At 41.8% G+C, this 17816-nt stretch carries 16 protein-coding genes, 1 tRNA gene and 1 pseudogene; 2 read left to right on the top strand and 16 right to left on the bottom strand.

Features of this window, described 5'->3' with window-relative positions; genetic code table 11:
* Positions 1-173 precede the first annotated feature (173 nt).
* The 14 genes and pseudogenes from D8852_RS08430 to D8852_RS08495 form a co-directional block, all read right to left on the bottom strand.
* A tRNA-Glu gene (locus tag D8852_RS08430) sits at positions 174-245 on the bottom strand.
* 114 nt (positions 246-359) lie between these two features.
* Positions 360-794, bottom strand: coding sequence for a cytidine deaminase family protein (locus D8852_RS08435; RefSeq protein WP_000382000.1), 435 nt, complete (start codon positions 792-794; stop codon positions 360-362).
* A gap of 12 nt (positions 795-806) precedes the next feature.
* Positions 807-2267, bottom strand: a complete 1461-nt coding sequence (gene gltX, locus D8852_RS08440; RefSeq protein WP_125425690.1) for a glutamate--tRNA ligase — start codon at positions 2265-2267, stop codon at positions 807-809.
* Between the two features lie 127 nt (positions 2268-2394).
* Positions 2395-2871: pseudogene (gene pgi, locus D8852_RS08445) on the bottom strand (glucose-6-phosphate isomerase); the annotation flags it as partial.
* Positions 2872-3067: 196 nt separating this feature from the next.
* The gene (locus D8852_RS08450; RefSeq protein WP_008808177.1) at positions 3068-3439 is read right to left on the bottom strand and encodes a PTS glucitol/sorbitol transporter subunit IIA; all 372 of its coding nucleotides are present in this window, start codon (positions 3437-3439) and stop codon (positions 3068-3070) included.
* A gap of 98 nt (positions 3440-3537) precedes the next feature.
* Complete coding sequence (locus D8852_RS08455) at positions 3538-4518, bottom strand: PTS glucitol/sorbitol transporter subunit IIB (RefSeq protein WP_038804194.1); 981 nt, start codon at positions 4516-4518, stop codon at positions 3538-3540.
* 13 nt (positions 4519-4531) lie between these two features.
* Complete coding sequence (locus D8852_RS08460) at positions 4532-5077, bottom strand: PTS glucitol/sorbitol transporter subunit IIC (protein WP_001015684.1); 546 nt, start codon at positions 5075-5077, stop codon at positions 4532-4534.
* On the bottom strand, positions 5074-5571 hold the full coding sequence (locus D8852_RS08465) for a transcriptional regulator GutM (RefSeq protein ID WP_033585448.1): 498 nt from the start codon (positions 5569-5571) through the stop codon (positions 5074-5076). The genes D8852_RS08460 and D8852_RS08465 overlap by 4 nt, the downstream gene beginning before the upstream one ends.
* Entirely contained in the window at positions 5571-7397 is a 1827-nt protein-coding gene (locus D8852_RS08470; RefSeq protein ID WP_080639548.1) for a BglG family transcription antiterminator, read from the bottom strand. Before D8852_RS08470 ends, D8852_RS08465 begins: the two co-directional genes overlap by 1 nt.
* Positions 7398-7459: 62 nt before the next feature.
* The gene (locus tag D8852_RS08475) at positions 7460-8260 is read right to left on the bottom strand and encodes an SDR family oxidoreductase (RefSeq protein WP_038804195.1); all 801 of its coding nucleotides are present in this window, start codon (positions 8258-8260) and stop codon (positions 7460-7462) included.
* 183 nt (positions 8261-8443) lie between these two features.
* Positions 8444-9793 (bottom strand): glucose-6-phosphate isomerase, encoded by a 1350-nt coding sequence (locus D8852_RS08480; protein ID WP_000018239.1) that lies wholly within the window; start codon positions 9791-9793, stop codon positions 8444-8446.
* Positions 9794-9965: 172 nt separating this feature from the next.
* Positions 9966-10655 (bottom strand): gamma-glutamyl-gamma-aminobutyrate hydrolase family protein, encoded by a 690-nt coding sequence (locus D8852_RS08485; RefSeq protein ID WP_125425692.1) that lies wholly within the window; start codon positions 10653-10655, stop codon positions 9966-9968.
* Positions 10656-10794: 139 nt separating this feature from the next.
* Entirely contained in the window at positions 10795-12561 is a 1767-nt protein-coding gene (locus D8852_RS08490; protein WP_125425694.1) for an ABC transporter ATP-binding protein, read from the bottom strand.
* Between the two features lies 1 nt (position 12562).
* Complete coding sequence (locus D8852_RS08495; protein WP_125425696.1) at positions 12563-14269, bottom strand: ABC transporter ATP-binding protein; 1707 nt, start codon at positions 14267-14269, stop codon at positions 12563-12565.
* A 206-nt stretch (positions 14270-14475) separates the two neighbouring features.
* Here D8852_RS08495 and D8852_RS08500 point away from each other — a divergent pair, with 206 nt between their 5' ends.
* Positions 14476-15492 carry an NAD(P)H-dependent glycerol-3-phosphate dehydrogenase gene (locus D8852_RS08500; protein ID WP_125425697.1) on the top strand — a complete coding sequence of 339 codons (1017 nt, stop codon included), beginning with the start codon at positions 14476-14478 and terminating at the stop codon, positions 15490-15492.
* Positions 15493-15513: 21 nt separating this feature from the next.
* A complete protein-coding gene (gene galU, locus D8852_RS08505; RefSeq protein ID WP_125425699.1) occupies positions 15514-16413 on the top strand; it encodes a UTP--glucose-1-phosphate uridylyltransferase GalU in 900 nt (299 codons plus the stop codon).
* A 198-nt stretch (positions 16414-16611) separates the two neighbouring features.
* Here the strand turns inward: galU and D8852_RS08510 are convergent, their stop codons facing one another.
* Both D8852_RS08510 and D8852_RS08515 read right to left on the bottom strand, forming a co-directional pair.
* A complete protein-coding gene (locus D8852_RS08510; protein WP_125425701.1) occupies positions 16612-17292 on the bottom strand; it encodes a rhomboid family intramembrane serine protease in 681 nt (226 codons plus the stop codon).
* Positions 17276-17815 carry a 5-formyltetrahydrofolate cyclo-ligase gene (locus D8852_RS08515; protein WP_125425703.1) on the bottom strand — a complete coding sequence of 180 codons (540 nt, stop codon included), beginning with the start codon at positions 17813-17815 and terminating at the stop codon, positions 17276-17278. Before D8852_RS08515 ends, D8852_RS08510 begins: the two co-directional genes overlap by 17 nt.
* Between the last annotated feature and the right edge of the window lies 1 nt (position 17816).

Genomic DNA, 17816 nt, shown 5'->3' on the forward strand with positions numbered 1-17816 from the left:
CAGTACTATAACCTTAGTTATAGTGCCCTGCACATTGGTTCGTCTTGTTCAGTTTTCAAAGGTCTTTGTCACTCATTCTCTCGAGCGACAACTACATTAGTATATCACAGCTACCTGCCTCTGTCAACAGATTTTTTAAACTTTTTTCAAGTTTTTTTAACCGCAATACACCATAGTCCGTACGGGATTCGAACCCGTGTTACCGCCGTGAAAAGGCGGTGTCTTAACCCCTTGACCAACGGACCTGAGTTTTTCAACTCTTTCTATTATACCTACTTTTTTACCTTTGTCAAGGACTTTTTTCCTCTTTACCGAAATTCTGAAAAGATTAGGGAAAGAGCCAGTTAAACTGACTCCTTCTATTTATCTTTCCAATTTGTCGCACGTTCCTCTCCCCACCAGTAAGGAATCAACTCGGCAACCTTAATTGTTTTTCTTGTTTCGTAGTCCATCATGAACTCTGCTTCTTTGTTTTCAGCATTCAATTCTAAGAGAAATTCTCTGCAAGCGCCACAGGGCATACCTGATCCTTCGCCGTAGGGAGGTTTATCTCGAAAGGCGAGGATTTTCTTAACTTTGGTTTGTCCTGAAAATTGATACATATTGAAGAGAGCCGCTCGTTCTGCACAGAGATGAAAAACGCCACAAGTGCCCTCCATACAAAATCCTGTGAAGATCTGACCATCTTCTGCTTCTACTGCAGCAACAACATGGTTAGCATAAACAAAGTCAGAAACTTCATGAGGATTGTATAAGGCTCGTGCTTCTTCATACATTTTTTCCCATGTATCCATCGGAAGTCCTTTTTATTTAGAAATCTCTTTCAGTATGTTTTCAATATGCTGGATTGACTTTTCACGTCCGAGTAAGAAAATGGTGTCTGGTAATTCTGGTCCATGCATTTCACCTGAAACGGCAATACGAATCGGCATGAAGAGGTTTTTCCCTTTGATACCTGTTTCTTTTTGAACTACTTTGATTTGTGGGAAGATGTTTTCTGTCACAAATTCTTCATCTGTCATTGCTTCTAGTTTCGCTTTGAAGGCTTCTAGAACAACCGGAACGGTTTCTCCTGCCATGACCTCGCGCTCAGCGTCTGTCAACTCTGGGAAATCTGAGAAGAAAAGATCTGTCAGTGGAACAATCTCGTCTACTGATTTCATTTGTGGTTTGTATAGTTCCACCATTTTTTCAGACTTGTCAGTCAATCGTCCTGCTTCTTCAAGGAATGGTTTGGCCATTTCAAAGATAGTTGCCAAGTCAGCTCTCTTGATGTAGTCATTACTCATCCAGTCTAGTTTCTTCTGGTCGAAAGCCGCTGGAGATTTGCTGAGGCGGTTTTCATCAAAGAGCTTGATGAGCTCTTCACGAGAGAAGATTTCGTCTTCCCCACCAGGGTTCCAGCCAAGAAGGGCGATAAAGTTAAAGACGGCTTCTGGCAAATAGCCTTTTTTACGGTAGTCTTCGATAAATTGAAGGGTATTGGTATCGCGTTTAGACAATTTTTTACCCGTTTCAGAGTTGATGATCAAAGTCATGTGACCGAACTCTGGAGCTTCCCAACCAAGAGCCTCATAAACCATAAGCTGTTTGGGTGTGTTGGCAATGTGGTCATCTCCGCGAATAACATGGGAAATTTGCATGTCGTGGTCATCGATGACAACGGCAAAGTTGTAAGTTGGGTAACCATCTTTCTTTTGGATAACCCAGTCACCACCGATGTTGCCACCTTCAAACTCGATATCACCTTTGACCATATCATGCCATTTGTAGATACCAGACTCATTGACAGCCAAACGAACAGTTGGGATGATACCAGCTGCTTCACGTTCTGCGATGTAAGCTGCTTTTTCTTCTTCGCTCATGCCAAGATATTCATTGATGTAGCGTGGTGTTTCACCAGCTGCTTCTTGGCGTTCGCGCTCAGCTGCCAACTCTTCTTCTGTAACGTAAGATTTGTAGGCTTTTCCTTCGGCTAGCAATTGGTCGATGTATTTTTGATAGAGTTCCAAACGCTCTGATTGGCGGTAGTTTTCATGAGTTTCTGGGCTTTCATCCCAGTCAATCCCCAACCAACGAAGGTTTTCAAGCTGTGAACGTTCTCCATCCTCAACATGGCGTTTACGGTCAGTATCTTCGATACGAATGATAAAAGTTCCACCATGATGGCGTGCGTAAAGGTAGTTAAACAATGCTGTACGGGCATTTCCGATGTGTAGTAGTCCTGTTGGACTTGGTGCGTAGCGTACGCGGATATCTTTTGACATAGTTTCTCCTATAAAGTCTCTAGGCGTCTGCCTTTTTGCTTTCTATATTATATCACAAGTCTCGCCTGAGTCCAATGTCTACGAATAAAGAGAGTAAAAAGAGTGGACAAGCCACTCTTTTCTTCTATTATAGACGTGCGTTAAGTTCTTTGCTCAATTCTTCAAATCCTGGTTTCCCAAGAAGGGCAAACATGTTACGCTTGTAGGCTTCAACACCTGGTTGGTCAAATGGGTTGATGGCATTCAAGTAACCTGAAAGGGCGATTGCCAATTCGAAGAAGTAGATCGTGTAGCCAAGAGTAAAGGCATCTTGCTCTGGAAGAGTCACATACATATTTGGTACGTCACCGTCAGTGTGGGCAAGAAGAACACCGTCAGTTGCTTTTTTGTTTACAAAGTCAACGTCTTTTCCTTGAAGGTAACCAAGTCCATCAAGGTCTTCTTCCAAAGTAGGAATGATCACGTTCTTACGTGGTTTGTCAACACGGACAACTGTTTCAAACATGATACGAGTTCCTTCTTGGATAAATTGACCCAATGAGTGTAAGTCAGTTGAGAAGTTAGCTGAAGTTGGGTAAATACCTTTTTGGTCTTTCCCTTCTGTTCAGGCACCCCTTGTGGATCCATCTGCTGGGAATTCCCTTGCACTGACTGGCTAGTTTGATTGACTTGCCAATCAACCACTGCGTCATCTATTTTTTCTAATTTAGACCCAGAAGCCTGGACTTTTTGTCCAAGCTCTGAATCAATTTTTTAGACTTTTATTTTTCTAAATTGCTTGATTTGAAATTTTATTATGGTCAAGCAGTTTCGAAAATCTGAATGGTAGAGTCCTTTTCAATTACTACTGCTTGGTCTGCTGCAACATGGAGAGTGCCCGGCAGGCTGCCCTCTTTTGAACCATCAAAAGAAATCGTGATATGGCCCAGTCCAGTTAAATTTTTTTCTACTACATTTCCTACGGCAGTAATCGAATATTCCTGACTATCTACCACCAGCTTTCCACCTTCTAGTATTGCACCTAGAAGATTTTTGTTATCGATTTTAAAACAATACTCTGCTAAGTCTTCCGGAGCTTCTTCTCCAAACAAAATGAGCATATTGGCATCTTGAATCATATTCTGAGCTTCAGGCCCCACTTGAATTACTTTAGCTTCAAAAATTTTCTTCATCTAATTCCTATTCATCCTTTCTCAAATCTGTCATAAACTTATGCTTATAGATAAGTTTAACATAATAGTTGCTATGTTTACGTGCATCTATCAAAAGTTTACTGATAAAGGCCAATACTAGCTATCCAAGCTACTAGCACCCGCGGAACACCATTGAGAAAGCGTGAATAAAGCACAGAAGGGACACCAACCTCAACTGTTTCAGCCTTGGCTTCAGATAGACCGAGTGCTACAGGAATGAAATCACAACCGTTTTGAGTGTTGATAGCAAATATAGCTGGCAGAGCCATTTGGGGCGGAATAGTCCCTTTGCCGATTTCAACTCCAATTAAGGTTCCAATAATCTGACTGATAACAGCTCCGGGGCCTAACAAAGGAGATAGGAATGGCAAGGAACAGATAAAGCCAATCAAAATGAGTCCCCAGATGTTCCCAGCTAGGGGAACCATTAATTTTGCCAGCCAATTTCCAACACCTGAACCTTGAATAACCCCAATCAGCAAGGAAACAAAGGCCATGAAAGGAATGATCGTGTTGAGCATTGTTTGGATGGCTTCACGAGCAGCCTGGTTGAAAGTCGCAACGACCTTCCCAGCGCCCATCCCAATTCTTGCTACAATACTTGTTTCAGCTTTTTGCTCTGTAATTTTTTTACTAGTATCGTAAGTTGGCTTTTCTGTTACCACAGTTGTCGCTTTTTCGTCTTCATTAGCAGCAGAAATTTGATTAAGGCCAACTGCTGACACATAGATTTCCTCGGTTATATATTGAGCTAGAGGCCCACTTTTCCCTGTAGCGACAATATTTATTGTAGGGATCCCCTTTTTAGGATAAATACCACAGCGAAGAGTACCGCCACAATCCACGATTGCTAAAGCAATTTCCTCATCTGGGATAGAAGTTTTAAACCCATTAACAGCTTCCATACCGGTCAAATCAGCAATTTTATCTACAATATCTGGCTTTTCTCCTCCGCCAGTGATATAGATGAATTTATGCTTAGCTTCACTAGGTGTAATGACCAAAGGTCCTCCGAAACCGCCATTTCCTTTAACAACTTTTATACTCTTATATGACATAATTTCACTCTTTCTATAAATCAAATGTTTTACTCAAGGTAACACCTTGCTGTTTTGCTACATAAGCAGTTGTAAAATCGGTCACCCAACCGCCTACAAAGTTCATGACAAGCCCAACAAGCATGTAACGAATGGCTAAGTCCATTTGACTTAAACCTAAAGTTTGAATTCCTGTTGCAATTCCCATCCATACAAACAATTCCCCAGGATTGATATGCGGAAATACACCATTTGAAGTGTGGCAGAACTGCATCTGAGCTGCTACAAAACTAGGTTTATAATATTCTGGTAAGAAACGTCCCATACTGATTGCCATCGGATTCCCCAGCATAAAGGCAGAAATGAAAGGTAAAATCATATACCGGCTAACAGGATTTTTGGCAGAAATCTTAGCCAGGGAATTGACCTTCTCTTCTCCCAAGAAAGCGATAAGGGTATTCATTGCAATCAATAGCATCAAGACAAGCGGTACAATATTTGTCATCCAGCTAATAAAGGTTTCTCCACCTAATTGGAAGAGTTTCATAAAACTCTCTGCAAAATTTGTAATGTGATTCATAAGGAACTCCCTTTCTTATTTTTTTTAAATAACTGTTTAATAGATAATTGTAAGTAATTCGCATAAAAGCCGAATCCCAGAAAAGAATCAGATGAACTTGTCTCTTTCTCAATACCTGCCTCATTCCAAAGATAGACTTTTCTAGCATCTTCTATGGCTGATTGCATCAACTTATTTTCTTTTCTCACAAGAGGATTATACTTGTCAAAATAATGGATGTCTTCTCCAACATAATCGTCCATATTTTGAAAACGTGCTAAGATTGTGACTCCTTGCATTTTGCTAGCTTTAAGAACCCGACCGTTTTCATCAACCGCGAACATGACAATCGTACCGGATTTGATTCTTCCGGACTTCCTGCCAATCGCTACGCGCCCCAGTTTTCGGAGCATCGTATAGGTCTTATTGAAGTCTTTGAGTTGCTGCCAGCCGAGGAACATTTGAAATATATAAGCTGCCATGACAAATACAGCGAAAATTATTAGCGAATTCATTAAAATACTCCTTTGCTCTTAGAAAATGATAGAAACTCTGTCTCTGTTTCTACAGCCCTCAATGCTTCTTTTAGAGAAGGCTCTCCTGCAATTCGAAAAATGTCGTCATACAATTCCAGCAATTCACTCTCCATTTTGCTTTCAATTTCTGAGGGAATGGCGACTAGAAAGATAAATTCAATCCAATCATCTCCTTTTTGATAAGGCTCTTCTAGCTTTCCAAACATTAAAATAGTCTTTGCATAACCCTGGTTAATTGTATGGGGGAAGGCAATTCCTCCACCAAAAATGGTTGATTGTTTTTTATCCCTATCAATTATCCGATTTCTAAAACCTTCATCAATCATCTGAAGTTTCTCTAACTCTGCAACCATATTTAGCAAGTATTGCTGATAGGTTTTTTGGGGAGTCAAACGAAGAAAACGTAAGCTGACTGTTTCTAGATTTTTTTGATGAAAAGCATTGGCCCTCTGCCATTCTTCCTGCAGCCATTGATCATCAAAAAGATGATTAACTTGAATGACTGGAGATTTAGAATCTTTATATTTTAGAGGAACTGTCGTAAAAATCGCGAAATAGTCCTGATTCAAATCCAGATTAAAATCCTCTTCAGAATACTGAGTAATGTCTACATCATTTCCAAGAATTCGTCTGAGTTGCTGAATAATCATCGCAGCAGTTCCTCTTCCTGTTGTGCAAACTACAGCTATCTGCTTGCGAGAACCATTTACAACAGAGTTTTGCTTTCTTAAAATCATTTCAAAATACAAAGCCAGATATCCGATTTCAGATAATTCCAATTCAGAACCAAAAATTGCAGATAGTTCTTCTCCAGCAATTTTCGCCATTTCAAAAGCAAAAGGATATTGAGTTTGAACCTCGCCATGGAATATATCATTAGCTTGCACATGGAAAATCAGTCGATTGATTAAGGAGCCTAGATGAGACTTGATTTCTTCAAATAATTCTTCATCATCAAAGTTAACCAACATTGTTTCTTTGACTTTCTTGACAATCCCTTGAAAAATGTTTGCAAGCTGTTCAGATTGATAAGACGGCTTGCTTAAAGTGTCAATAAAACGGATATTAAACGGAAAACACAAAAAGTCTATCTCAAACTGACTGAGGGAAATCTTATAAGTCATCTCAATATGATAGATTAATTTTTCAACCAAAGGTGTCTCTGTTAAATCATTCCTATAGTAAGGAATAGGGCAACTCAACACCCTAGATGCATGAATACGCTCCACCATAATTGAAATGGTCTTTCGAAGGAGTTCCTTTGTTTCTTTCGGGATTTTATACTCCTGGAGTAGCGTCTCCAGAAAAGAAGATGTTGCCTCGGTGAGTGTCTTTCCTTCAAAGTAAGGGGCCACTTGGTGAATATAGAGCAAGCGCAAATTCAGCTCGGACCCCAAGACCTCCAGCCCACGGTTGGGCTTTCCTGAAATAGTGATAGAGTAACTCTCTGCCAAAGATTTTACTTGTTTTAAATCCTTATTAAGGGTACTTCTACTAACACCTGCTTCCTCAGCCAAGTCGTCAATAAGAAGAGGGGAGGTTGACTCAATTAAACGTTTTAGTAAATAGGCAATTCTTTTACTGGAAGAATTGAAGTCACTCTCCCGTTTTAAACTACCAGATAAAATCCTTTCCAACTCAGTATAGTCATACACCTCTAACATTAACTGATCATCTTGTGAGATAATCTGGATACTCGGAGCCAAAACATCATTTAATTGTTGGATACTCTTTTGCAAGGTTTGCATACTAATATCCAGCTCTGAGCGCATATCTACCAAGGAATAAGTTGGCTGTGAGACCATTTTTTCTAAAATATTATACCATCGATTTACTATGGTCAACTCTCTTCCTCACCTTCATTTTTTTAACCGCGAGTTTTCCCTCCGGCAATATTTGTAGTGACTCCAGTTATATAGCTAGAACGGTCTGAAATATAGAATGCTACAAGGTCAGCTACTTCCCGTAGTTTACCACTTCGTCCCAAAGGAGTTGTTGAAGTTGAAGCATAACCAGCTCGAATATCTTCTACCGTCTTTCCACGGGTATAAGCAAGAGCTTCCTCATAAGAAAGAGTTCGAAGTCCCGTAGCTTCCATAATTCCTGGAGCAATTCCAACCACACGTACACCATGCTTACCCAGCTCTTTTGCCCATGAACGAGTGTAACTATAGACTGCTGCTTTTGTGGCAGCATAGGCACTTTGTCCTTCAGAACCTTCCAAGCCTGCTTCTGAAGCCATGTTCACAATTACACCTTTTCCATTTTTCACTAAAATACGTCCTACTGCCTGACTAACCAAATACAAACCTTTTTGATTAATCATTGTTACTTTTTCAAACGTTTCATCGTCTAACTCGTAAGGACCTTTAGGATTTTCTGCATCAATTAATAATCTGGGAACATTAATCCCTGCATTATTGACTACCGCATCAATATTGCCAAATCTTTCAACTATTTTGGCAACACCCTCTTCTACTTCAGAGCGAGAAGTTACATCAACTTTTACAAATAATAGATTCGGGTGACGCAAATCGTTGTCGCTAAGATCAAAATTCGCTACATTGACTCCTAATTCCAGCAATTCTTCAACGATTGCCTTACCGATCCCAGATGACGCGCCAGTCACAAGAACTGTTTTGCCTTTTATGTTTAACCAATCATTCATTTTGATACCTCTCAAATTTTATTTACAAGGCAATTATACAGCGCTTTCATAAAAGAATTAAGACACTCTTTTTTACACTTTTAAAAAAAATAATAAACTAATTAAGAGGCTTGTACTAAAAATCCACAAGAAATGAACTTGTGGATCTTTTTATATTCTAAATGAACTCAAAGCATATGAGAATCAAAGGCGTGCATTCAACTCAGCACCCAGCTCTTCAAAGCCTGGTTTCCCAAGAAGAGCAAACATGTTTTTCTTATAAGCTTCAACTCCAGGCTGGTCAAATGGATTGATACCATTCAGGTAGCCAGAAAGAGCAATAGCCAACTCAAAGAAGTAAATAGTGTAGCCCAAAGTGAACTCATCTTGCTCAGGCAGTGTCACAAACATATTTGGAACTCCACCATCAGTGTGTGCTAACAGCACTCCATCTGTAGCTTTTTTATTGACAAAGTCAACATCTTTTCCTTGCAAGTAGCCAAGACCGTCCAAGTCTTCTGCCAATTCAGGAATCAGCACATTTTTGCGAGGTTTATCTACACGGATAACTGTTTCAAAGAGGATACGGGTACCTTCCTGGATAAATTGTCCCAGAGAGTGCAAGTCTGTTGAGAAGTTAGCTGAAGTTGGATAAATCCCTTTTTGGTCTTTCCCTTCTGACTCACCAGCCAGTTGCTTCCACCACTCAGAGAAGTATTGCAGAGATGGTTCATAGTTAGCTAGAACTTCTGTCAGATAACCTTTACGGTACAAGATATTGCGTACAACTGCATATTGATATGCTTCATTTTCAGCCAACTTATCAGAAGCATAAGCCTTGCGAGCAGCATTTGCTCCTTCCATTAACTTGCTGATATCAGCTCCTGCAGCTGCGATTGGCAAGAGCCCCACTGCTGTCAATACTGTAAAACGACCACCTACACTATCAGGCACTACAAAAGTATCCCAGCCATTAGCATCTGCTTCAACTTTAACTGCACCTTTAGCGCGGTCTGTAGTTGCGTAGATACGTTGGTTAGCTTCTTCTTGACCGTACTTCTTAACCAAGAGTTCTTTGAAGACACGGAAAGCAATAGCCGGTTCAGTTGTTGTACCTGATTTAGAAATCACGTTTACTGAGAAATCTTTGTCTGATACATAGTCTACCAAATCAGCCAAATAGCTTGAAGAGATAGAGTTTCCAGCATAGAGGATCTGAGGTGCCTTGCGTTCTTCCTTTCTTTGCAAGTTTACAAATGAATTATTCAAGAAATCAATAGCTGCACGAGCTCCTAAATAGGAACCACCAATACCGATTACGATCAATACCTCACTATCAGATTGGATTTTAGCAGCAGCCTTTTGAATACGAGCAAATTCATCTTTGTCATATTCTTCAGGTAAGTTCAACCAGCCAGTCATTTCTGCCCCAGGACCTGTACCATTTCTCAGAGCAGAATCTGCTGCAGTCACTTGAGGCTGCATATAATCTAGTTCATGTGGTGCAACAAATTTATCTAATACTTTTGAATAATCAAATTTAATATGTGACATAATATTCCTCCAAAATTTCTTCTCTTCTATCATAACCCTTACCTTAGATTTTTTCAAGTTTTTATACTGAATTTTTCCAAATTTTATCATAATTTAAACATTTGCGTAAAAAATGTTACAATATTAAAATTTGAACGAAATAAGACAAAAAAACGGCTAGAGATTCTAACCGTTACAATTCATTTAATAAATACTCAAATAATTCTAAATTGCCATCTTCTTCATTGACCAGGAACTCTGGGTGCCACTGTAAACCGATAATACGATGCTCGTCGACAGACTCAATCGCTTCCACTGTCTGATCTCGAGGGTCCACCGCTGTCACACGGAAATTAGGTGCCAGATCTTTGATACTCTGACGATGGACTGAGTTGACCTGACTTTCTTTGCCAAACAACTTAGCCACCACGCTTCCTTCTACTGTCTCAATAGTATGAGATGTCCCAAAAGGCAAGCCTTGCCAGTGACCTTCAATTTCTTGGTGGAGAGTGCCACCAAAAGCAACATTGACCAGCTGAACACCACGACAGATTGCCATAATTGGTTTATTCTGACGGAGCGCTTCTTTCAAGAGAGCTAGTTCAAACTCATCGCGTACAAGGTTGTAATCATCACTCTCAATAGTCTTTTTCTCCCCGTAAAACTGAGGATGGACATTTTGCCCACCTGTCAAGATGAGTTTGTCAATCATTTCTACATAGTCATGGACAAGTGTCTCATCACCAACCGGAATGACCAAAGGAAGTCCGCCAACCTGACGAATACTTTCAGCAAATTTACAGGATACAGATGAGTGGATGTTTTTTCCTTCTGCGTCTACAGGACATAGGTTTGCCGCTACTCCAACAACTGTTCTAGCCATGATATGTCTCCTTTCGATTTTCTTGCGACAGTCTTATCTTATCACTCCAACCCTTTCCTGTCTAATATGTTTTTTTAAAGACCGTGATAAGTATTTTTTATGGACAAGAAAAAGCTGCCCAACGAGGACAACTTCTTTTTTATTCGAAGACAAATTGATTGTGATACAGTTCCGAGTAGAAACCGCCGAGTTTGAGCAACTCGTGATGATTTCCACGTTCAATGACCTCTCCATCTTTGAGGACAATAATCTGATCAGCATTGAGGATGGTCTTGAGACGATGGGCAATGACAAAACTGGTTCGACCTGCTACAACTGCCTCCATGGCATGTTGAATCTTGCTTTCTGTTACGGTATCGACATTGGAAGTCGCTTCATCTAAGATTAGGACTTGGGGATCTGTCATCAAGGTTCGAGCGATGGAAATCAATTGTTTCTGCCCAGTCGAGAAGATATTTTGCTCATCATCAATAAGGGTATCATACTTGTCAGGCAAGCTTTCGATGTAGTCATGAATATGAGTTGCCTTAGCAGCAGCTTCGACCATTTCCTGACTGGCATCTGGCACACCAAAGCGGATATTGTCACGAATCGTTCCACTAAACAAGACCGAATCCTGCAAGACAATACCGACCTTGCTCCGCAGACTGTCCAAGTCGTAGTCACGAATGTCTTTTCCATCAAAGGAAATGCTACCTGCATCCACATCGTAGAAACGATTGATGAGGTTCATGATGGTCGTTTTCCCTGAACCAGTTGGACCGACAACTGCAATCATCTGCCCCTTAGGAGCTGAAATGCTGACATCTTTTAAAATCGGCTTGTCTGGCACATAAGAGAAATCAATGCGACTAATTTCAACACCTTCTCGTAATTCCGTAAAGGCAGGGGCATTTTGCGGACGAATCTCTTCTTCTGCATCGAACATTTCTTGGATACGATCCGCTCCAGTAAAGGCCAACTGGAGGCTCCCCCAACTCGCAGCCACCTGGATAATCGGCTGGTAGTACTGCTGAGAAAATTGGGTAAACATGACAATCAAACCTAGGGCTGTTGTTGTTTCGATACTTGGATCGTTCAGCAAGACAGCCGAACCTGCAAAAATGACGATGGCCGTATTGACCAGGCTCATCCCATTCATAACAGGAAAGAGGATTCCTGAGAACATTCTCCCTTTAAAGGTTGCCTTGCGCACGCGCTCATTTCGCTCCACAAAGCCTGCTACGATGTCGTTTTGAATTCCTTGTACAATAACAGCTTTCTGCCCTGAAATGCTTTCGTCCATGTAGGCGTTGAGTTTTCCAACCTCTTTTTGCTGGAGATTGGTGTACTTGCGGGCCATTTTCACTATGAAGACCAACATGAGAAAAGCCACTGGGGTGCTGGCTACTGTTATCAGGGTTAGTGTCACATTTCTTGAAAACATGACAAAAATTAAACCGATGTAAAGAGCAATATTGCTCATAACCTGAACTAGACTTTCATTGAAGGCTTGAAGGATATTGTCTAAGTCACTAGTGAAGCGAGAGAGGATGTCACCATCCTGGTGGCGGTCAAAGAAAGAAACCGTCAAACGTGAAAGTTTGCCAAAGAGACCCTTACGCATTTCATTTGTTGACTCAGCAATCACACGGGTCATCAAGGCCATGTAAATCAAACTGGACACTACCAAAACCAGCACAACCAGTGCTAGATTCAGCATCAGAGCTGACAAACTCTGCCAGGCTAGTTCGGAAGTCCCATTTTGATAAGCTAGAACCAGGTTAGCGAGCTCCGTGACTGCTTGACCTGAAAAAACAGGAAAGAGGGCTTGGGCAATCGTCGCAACTGCAACCATCAGAATCACAATGGCAAAGGAGAGCTTGTAAACTTTAAAATAATTCCAGAAAAATCGAACGGTTTTCATTTTATTCCTCCCTTCCCTTCTGTGTTTCGTAGATTTCACGGTAGACGGCATTGTTAGCTACCAAGTCTGCATGCCTTCCTTCTCCAATCAAGCGCCCTTGATCCAAGACCAAAATCTTGTCTGCATGGACGACTGAACTGATCTTTTGAGCGATGATAATCGTTGTTGTCCCTTTCAGGTCTTTGTTCAAAGCCTCCTGTACGAGTCTTTCTGACTTGGCATCTAGGGCTGAAGTCGAATCGTCAAAAATTAGGATACGGGGATTGCTGACAATCCCTCGGGCAATCGACATCCGTTGTTTTTGTCCACCAGAAAAGTTGGTGCCACGTTCTTCGACCTGACTCTCAAATTTGTTTTCCATGCGTCCGATAAATTCATTGGCTTGGGCAATCCGCGCCGCACGTTCAAGCTCGGACACGCTGGCATTGCCTTTTCCTTGACGGAGATTATCTGCAATGGTCCCACTAAAGAGAATAGCTCTTTGCAAGACGATGGAAACTGTTTTACGCAAGGTTCCCTCGCTGACATCTCGAATGTCCTTGCCACCAATCTTGATAGATCCCTCCTGTGGATCAAAAAGTCGTGGAATTAGCTGGGCAAGGGTGGACTTACCTGCCCCAGTCGCCCCCACCACACCGACCATCTGACCTGGTGCAACTTCAAAACTTACACTCTTAAGCATGGGCTCTTCATCAGTAGGATAAGTGAAGGTCACATTTTCAAAAGAGAGACTTCCTTCTAGATCCTCATCTGGAAGATCCTTAAAAGTCATCGCTGGTTCGGTATCTAGAACCTCACGGATACGCATCATCGAAATCATAGCCCGACTGACAGAATTCCCTAAAAATCCAACCATGACGATTGTAAAGATAATCTGACTGAGATAGTTAACAAAGGAAGCAATAGAACCAACGACTGACGGATCCGACTGAGCCATTCCCGCAACCAACCAGATGGAGAGGAAAACCGCTCCGTACCCAATGAGCATCATAAAAGGTTCCACTACTGAAAAGGCATAGCCAATATAAATATTTTGTCCCAGAAGCTCATCTGAGACCTCAGTAAACTTGTCAAATTGCTCTTTTTCCTGCACAAAGGATTTGACCACACGCACACCACGTAGATTTTCCTTGGCGATGGCATTAATTCGTTCAAGAAGAGTTTGAAACTTGGCGAAGCGCGGCCCCATCATCCCCATCATGATACCTGTAAGCGCAAAAATCAGCACTACCATAAGGACAATTACCCACCAAAGTGAAGGCAGGGTGTGAACCGCTAAGATAAAGGAACCAATAAAAAGCAAAGGAAGACGGAAAAGGATTTGGAAAACCATCATCACCATGTTCTGAATTTGGTTGATATCATTGGTCATGCGGACAACCAGATTCCCAGCATTAAACCGCTCAATGTTGGCATAAGAAAAGGTTTGGATCTTACGAAAAGCATCTTCCCGAAGATCCGAAGATACTCCCTGAGCGATATAGGCTGCAAGAATAACATTGACACCACCTGCAACCAGACCCACGAGGGCTACTCCTATCAACCATGCCCCAATACTATAAATAGCCTCATGTCGGCCAGCCAGTAGAGCATCTAAAACCTCCTGCAAATAGCGAGGTTGCAAGAGCGAGCTTGCAACCATCAAGCCTGTCATCACAAAGGATGCCAAGGCTTGCCATTTATAGGCTTTAATTTTTTCAATTAGCATACTTCCTCCTAATCAGATAGACAAAAGGGAGTGACGAAATTCGCCAGCTCCTCTCATTCTTTCATGTTGATGCTATTCTAGCAAAAAAGAGGAATCTTGTCAAAGGCGTTTTCTTATTATAAAATAGTGCGCTTTCACTCGCAAGTAATGCATGAAAAGGCTTTTTATGGTAAAATGAAAAGAAGAACTCTTAAAAGGAGGAGAAGATGAAGAAACAAACCATCGCTGTCTTGGGTCCTGGTTCTTGGGGAACTGCCCTTTCGCAGGTCCTAAACGACAATGGACACGAGGTTCGGATTTGGGGAAATATTCCTGACCAAATCGATGAAATCAATAGCCAACATACAAACAAACGCTATTTCAAAGATATCCTACTTGACGAAAACATCAAGGCCTACCATGACTTGGGAGAAACATTAAAGAATGTGGATGCTGTTTTATTTGTTGTTCCAACAAAAGTAACGAGACTGGTTGCCCAACAAGTAGCAAAGGTACTCGATCACAAGGTTGTCATCATGCATGCCTCCAAAGGCTTGGAGCCAGATAGCCACAAACGTCTATCAACTATTCTTGAAGAGGAAATTCCAGCCGATCTCCGTAGTGAAGTCGTCGTTGTTTCAGGGCCTAGTCACGCTGAGGAAACCATTGTTCGTGATATTACCTTGATCACCGCAGCGTCCAAAGATCTTGAAACTGCCCAGTACGTCCAAAATCTCTTTAGCAATCACTACTTCCGCCTCTATACCAATACGGATGTTATCGGAGTTGAAACCGCTGGTGCTCTTAAAAACATCATTGCAGTTGGTGCAGGTGCATTACATGGCCTAGGATTTGGCGACAATGCCAAGGCAGCCATCATCGCTCGAGGATTAGCAGAAATCACCCGACTAGGGGTCGCTCTTGGAGCCAATCCTCTAACTTATAGCGGTCTTTCTGGAGTCGGTGATTTGATTGTAACTAGTACATCTGTCCACTCTCGTAACTGGAGAGCCGGTGATGCTCTAGGTCGTGGAGAATCCCTAGCAGACATCGAAGCCAACATGGGCATGGTCATTGAAGGAATTTCAACAACTCGAGCAGCATACGAGCTTGCTCAGGAATTGGGTGTCTACATGCCAATCACACAGGCCATCTACCGAGTTATCTATGAAGGTGTCAACATCAAAGAAGCAATCAATGACATCATGAACAACGAATTTAAAGCAGAAAACGAATGGTCTTAGACCCTTATAGAAAGGAACATTATGAAACAAAAAGTCAGAAAAGCAGTCATCCCTGCCGCTGGATTGGGAACTCGTTTCCTCCCTGCAACCAAAGCCTTGGCCAAGGAAATGTTGCCAATCGTAGACAAGCCAACTATCCAGTTTATCGTTGAAGAAGCCCTCAAATCTGGAATCGAAGACATCTTGGTTGTTACTGGTAAGTCAAAACGTTCCATCGAGGACCACTTTGATTCAAACTTCGAACTGGAATACAACCTCAAAGAAAAAGGGAAAACAGATCTTTTGAAGCTGGTTGATGAAACAACTGGTATGCGTCTGCATTTTATCCGCCAAACTCATCCACGCGGGCTCGGAGATGCTGTTTTGCAAGCCAAGGCTTTCGTTGGAAATGAACCTTTTGTCGTTATGCTTGGTGATGACTTGATGGATATCACTAACGACAAGGCTGTTCCACTTACCAAACAACTCATAGATGACTATGAGCGCACCCACGCTTCCACTATCGCGGTCATGCCTGTCCCTCACGATGAAGTATCTGCCTACGGGGTCATTGCTCCGCAAGGAGAAGGAAAAGACGGTCTTTACAGCGTTGAAACCTTTGTTGAAAAACCTGCGCCAGAGGATGCTCCTAGCGACCTTGCTATCATCGGACGTTACCTTCTCACACCTGAAATTTTCCAAATCCTCGAAAACCAAACTCCAGGTGCAGGAAATGAAATTCAACTTACCGATGCAATCGATACCCTTAACAAAACACAGCGTGTTTTCGCTCGTGAATTCAAGGGCGCTCGTTATGATGTTGGAGACAAGTTTGGCTTTATGAAAACATCTATTGATTACGCACTAAGACACCCTCAAGTCAAAGACGACTTGAAAGACTACCTCATCCAACTCGGAAAAGAGTTAGCTGGGGGGGAATAAAAAACACCTTATATACAATAAAGAGGCTGGGACAAAAGTCTAACCTTAAATATAAAAAGCGAACAAAACGAGTTTTCTGACACTCAGAATTCCATCTTGTTCGCTTTTTTGTCTAATCTATCGATTTTTAAAATTTATAATAAAGAATTCCTAAAATCAAAATCTTTTTGTCCCAGGCTCTTTTTAACTATTCCATCCCTACACATAACTCATTCCTTTGTAGAAAAGGAAAACGGCTAGTGCGATAAAAAGTACGGCTGCTCCGATTCGCTGGCTGGTACTATACATCCTTCTCTCCCATTTGACTGGAAAAATGACTGCTAGAAAGGCACCGCCTACTGCGCCACCAATATGCCCTGCTAGGCTGATTCCTGGGATCAGAACACTTCCAATGATATTTATCACGAAAAGTGTCAGATAGGATTGCCCCAACTGCTGAATATAGGGGTTGCGAGTTGCGTAACGCAAGACGATAATCGCAGCAAATAGTCCGTAAAGAGAAGTGGATGCTCCTGCTGCTAGGACTTTCGGTGTAAAAGCAAACACAAATAGATTGCCCATCATTCCTGATAAGAGATAGAGAAAGAAGAACTGCTTAGAGCCGAAAATCTCCTCCACCTGTCGTCCAAGAAAGTAGAGAGAAAGCATATTGACAATGAAATGCTCCCAACCTATGTGCACAAATATAGCCGAAAAAAGGCGCCACATCTGCTCTGGGAACAGGCGAATGATCGGTCCATACATAGCTCCAAACTGAAAAAGAGTTTTTACCCGATCAAAGTTGATGCCTGTAGTAATCAACATCAAGAGAAATACCAAAGCTGTTACTAGGAGGAAAAAACTAGTAACAGGGTAACGTTTATCAAAGATTTCCTTCATAGATTAGCACCTCCTGAACGGGAATATCATGGTCTTCCGAGTTGAAATTCTGGATTTGACAAGGATAGATTGTACTCATGGTCTGACCAGCAAAATTCTCCAGATAGCGGTCGTAATAGCCTCCGCCGTATCCAATCCGATAGCCCTCTATCGTAAAGGCCAAGCCCGGAACATGAATCAAATCAATCCGAGAGGTATCCACCACTTCCAAGTCCCCTTGGGGCTCCAGTAAACCAAAGGAAGTTTTTTTCAACTGCTGCGGATTGTAGACCACAAACTCCATGCGACCCTTGGGATAGGTTTTAGGTATCAAAACCTTCTTGCCGTCTTTCAGCGCCTGGTCGATCAGTCCCTGCGTTTGAAACTCATGCGGGAAAGAGAGGTAGGTTGCGATGACCTTGGCTTCTTGGTAAAAAGGATGATTCAAAAATCGTTCTGTTAAAGCTTGATCCATAGCAATTTTTTGCTTCTGAGGGATAGCCTTCATTTCTTGCAAGACTTGCTTGCGCAATTCCGATTTCATA

Source organism: Streptococcus mitis, from assembly GCF_003942695.1.
In the GTDB taxonomy this organism is placed as follows: domain Bacteria; phylum Bacillota; class Bacilli; order Lactobacillales; family Streptococcaceae; genus Streptococcus; species Streptococcus mitis_BD.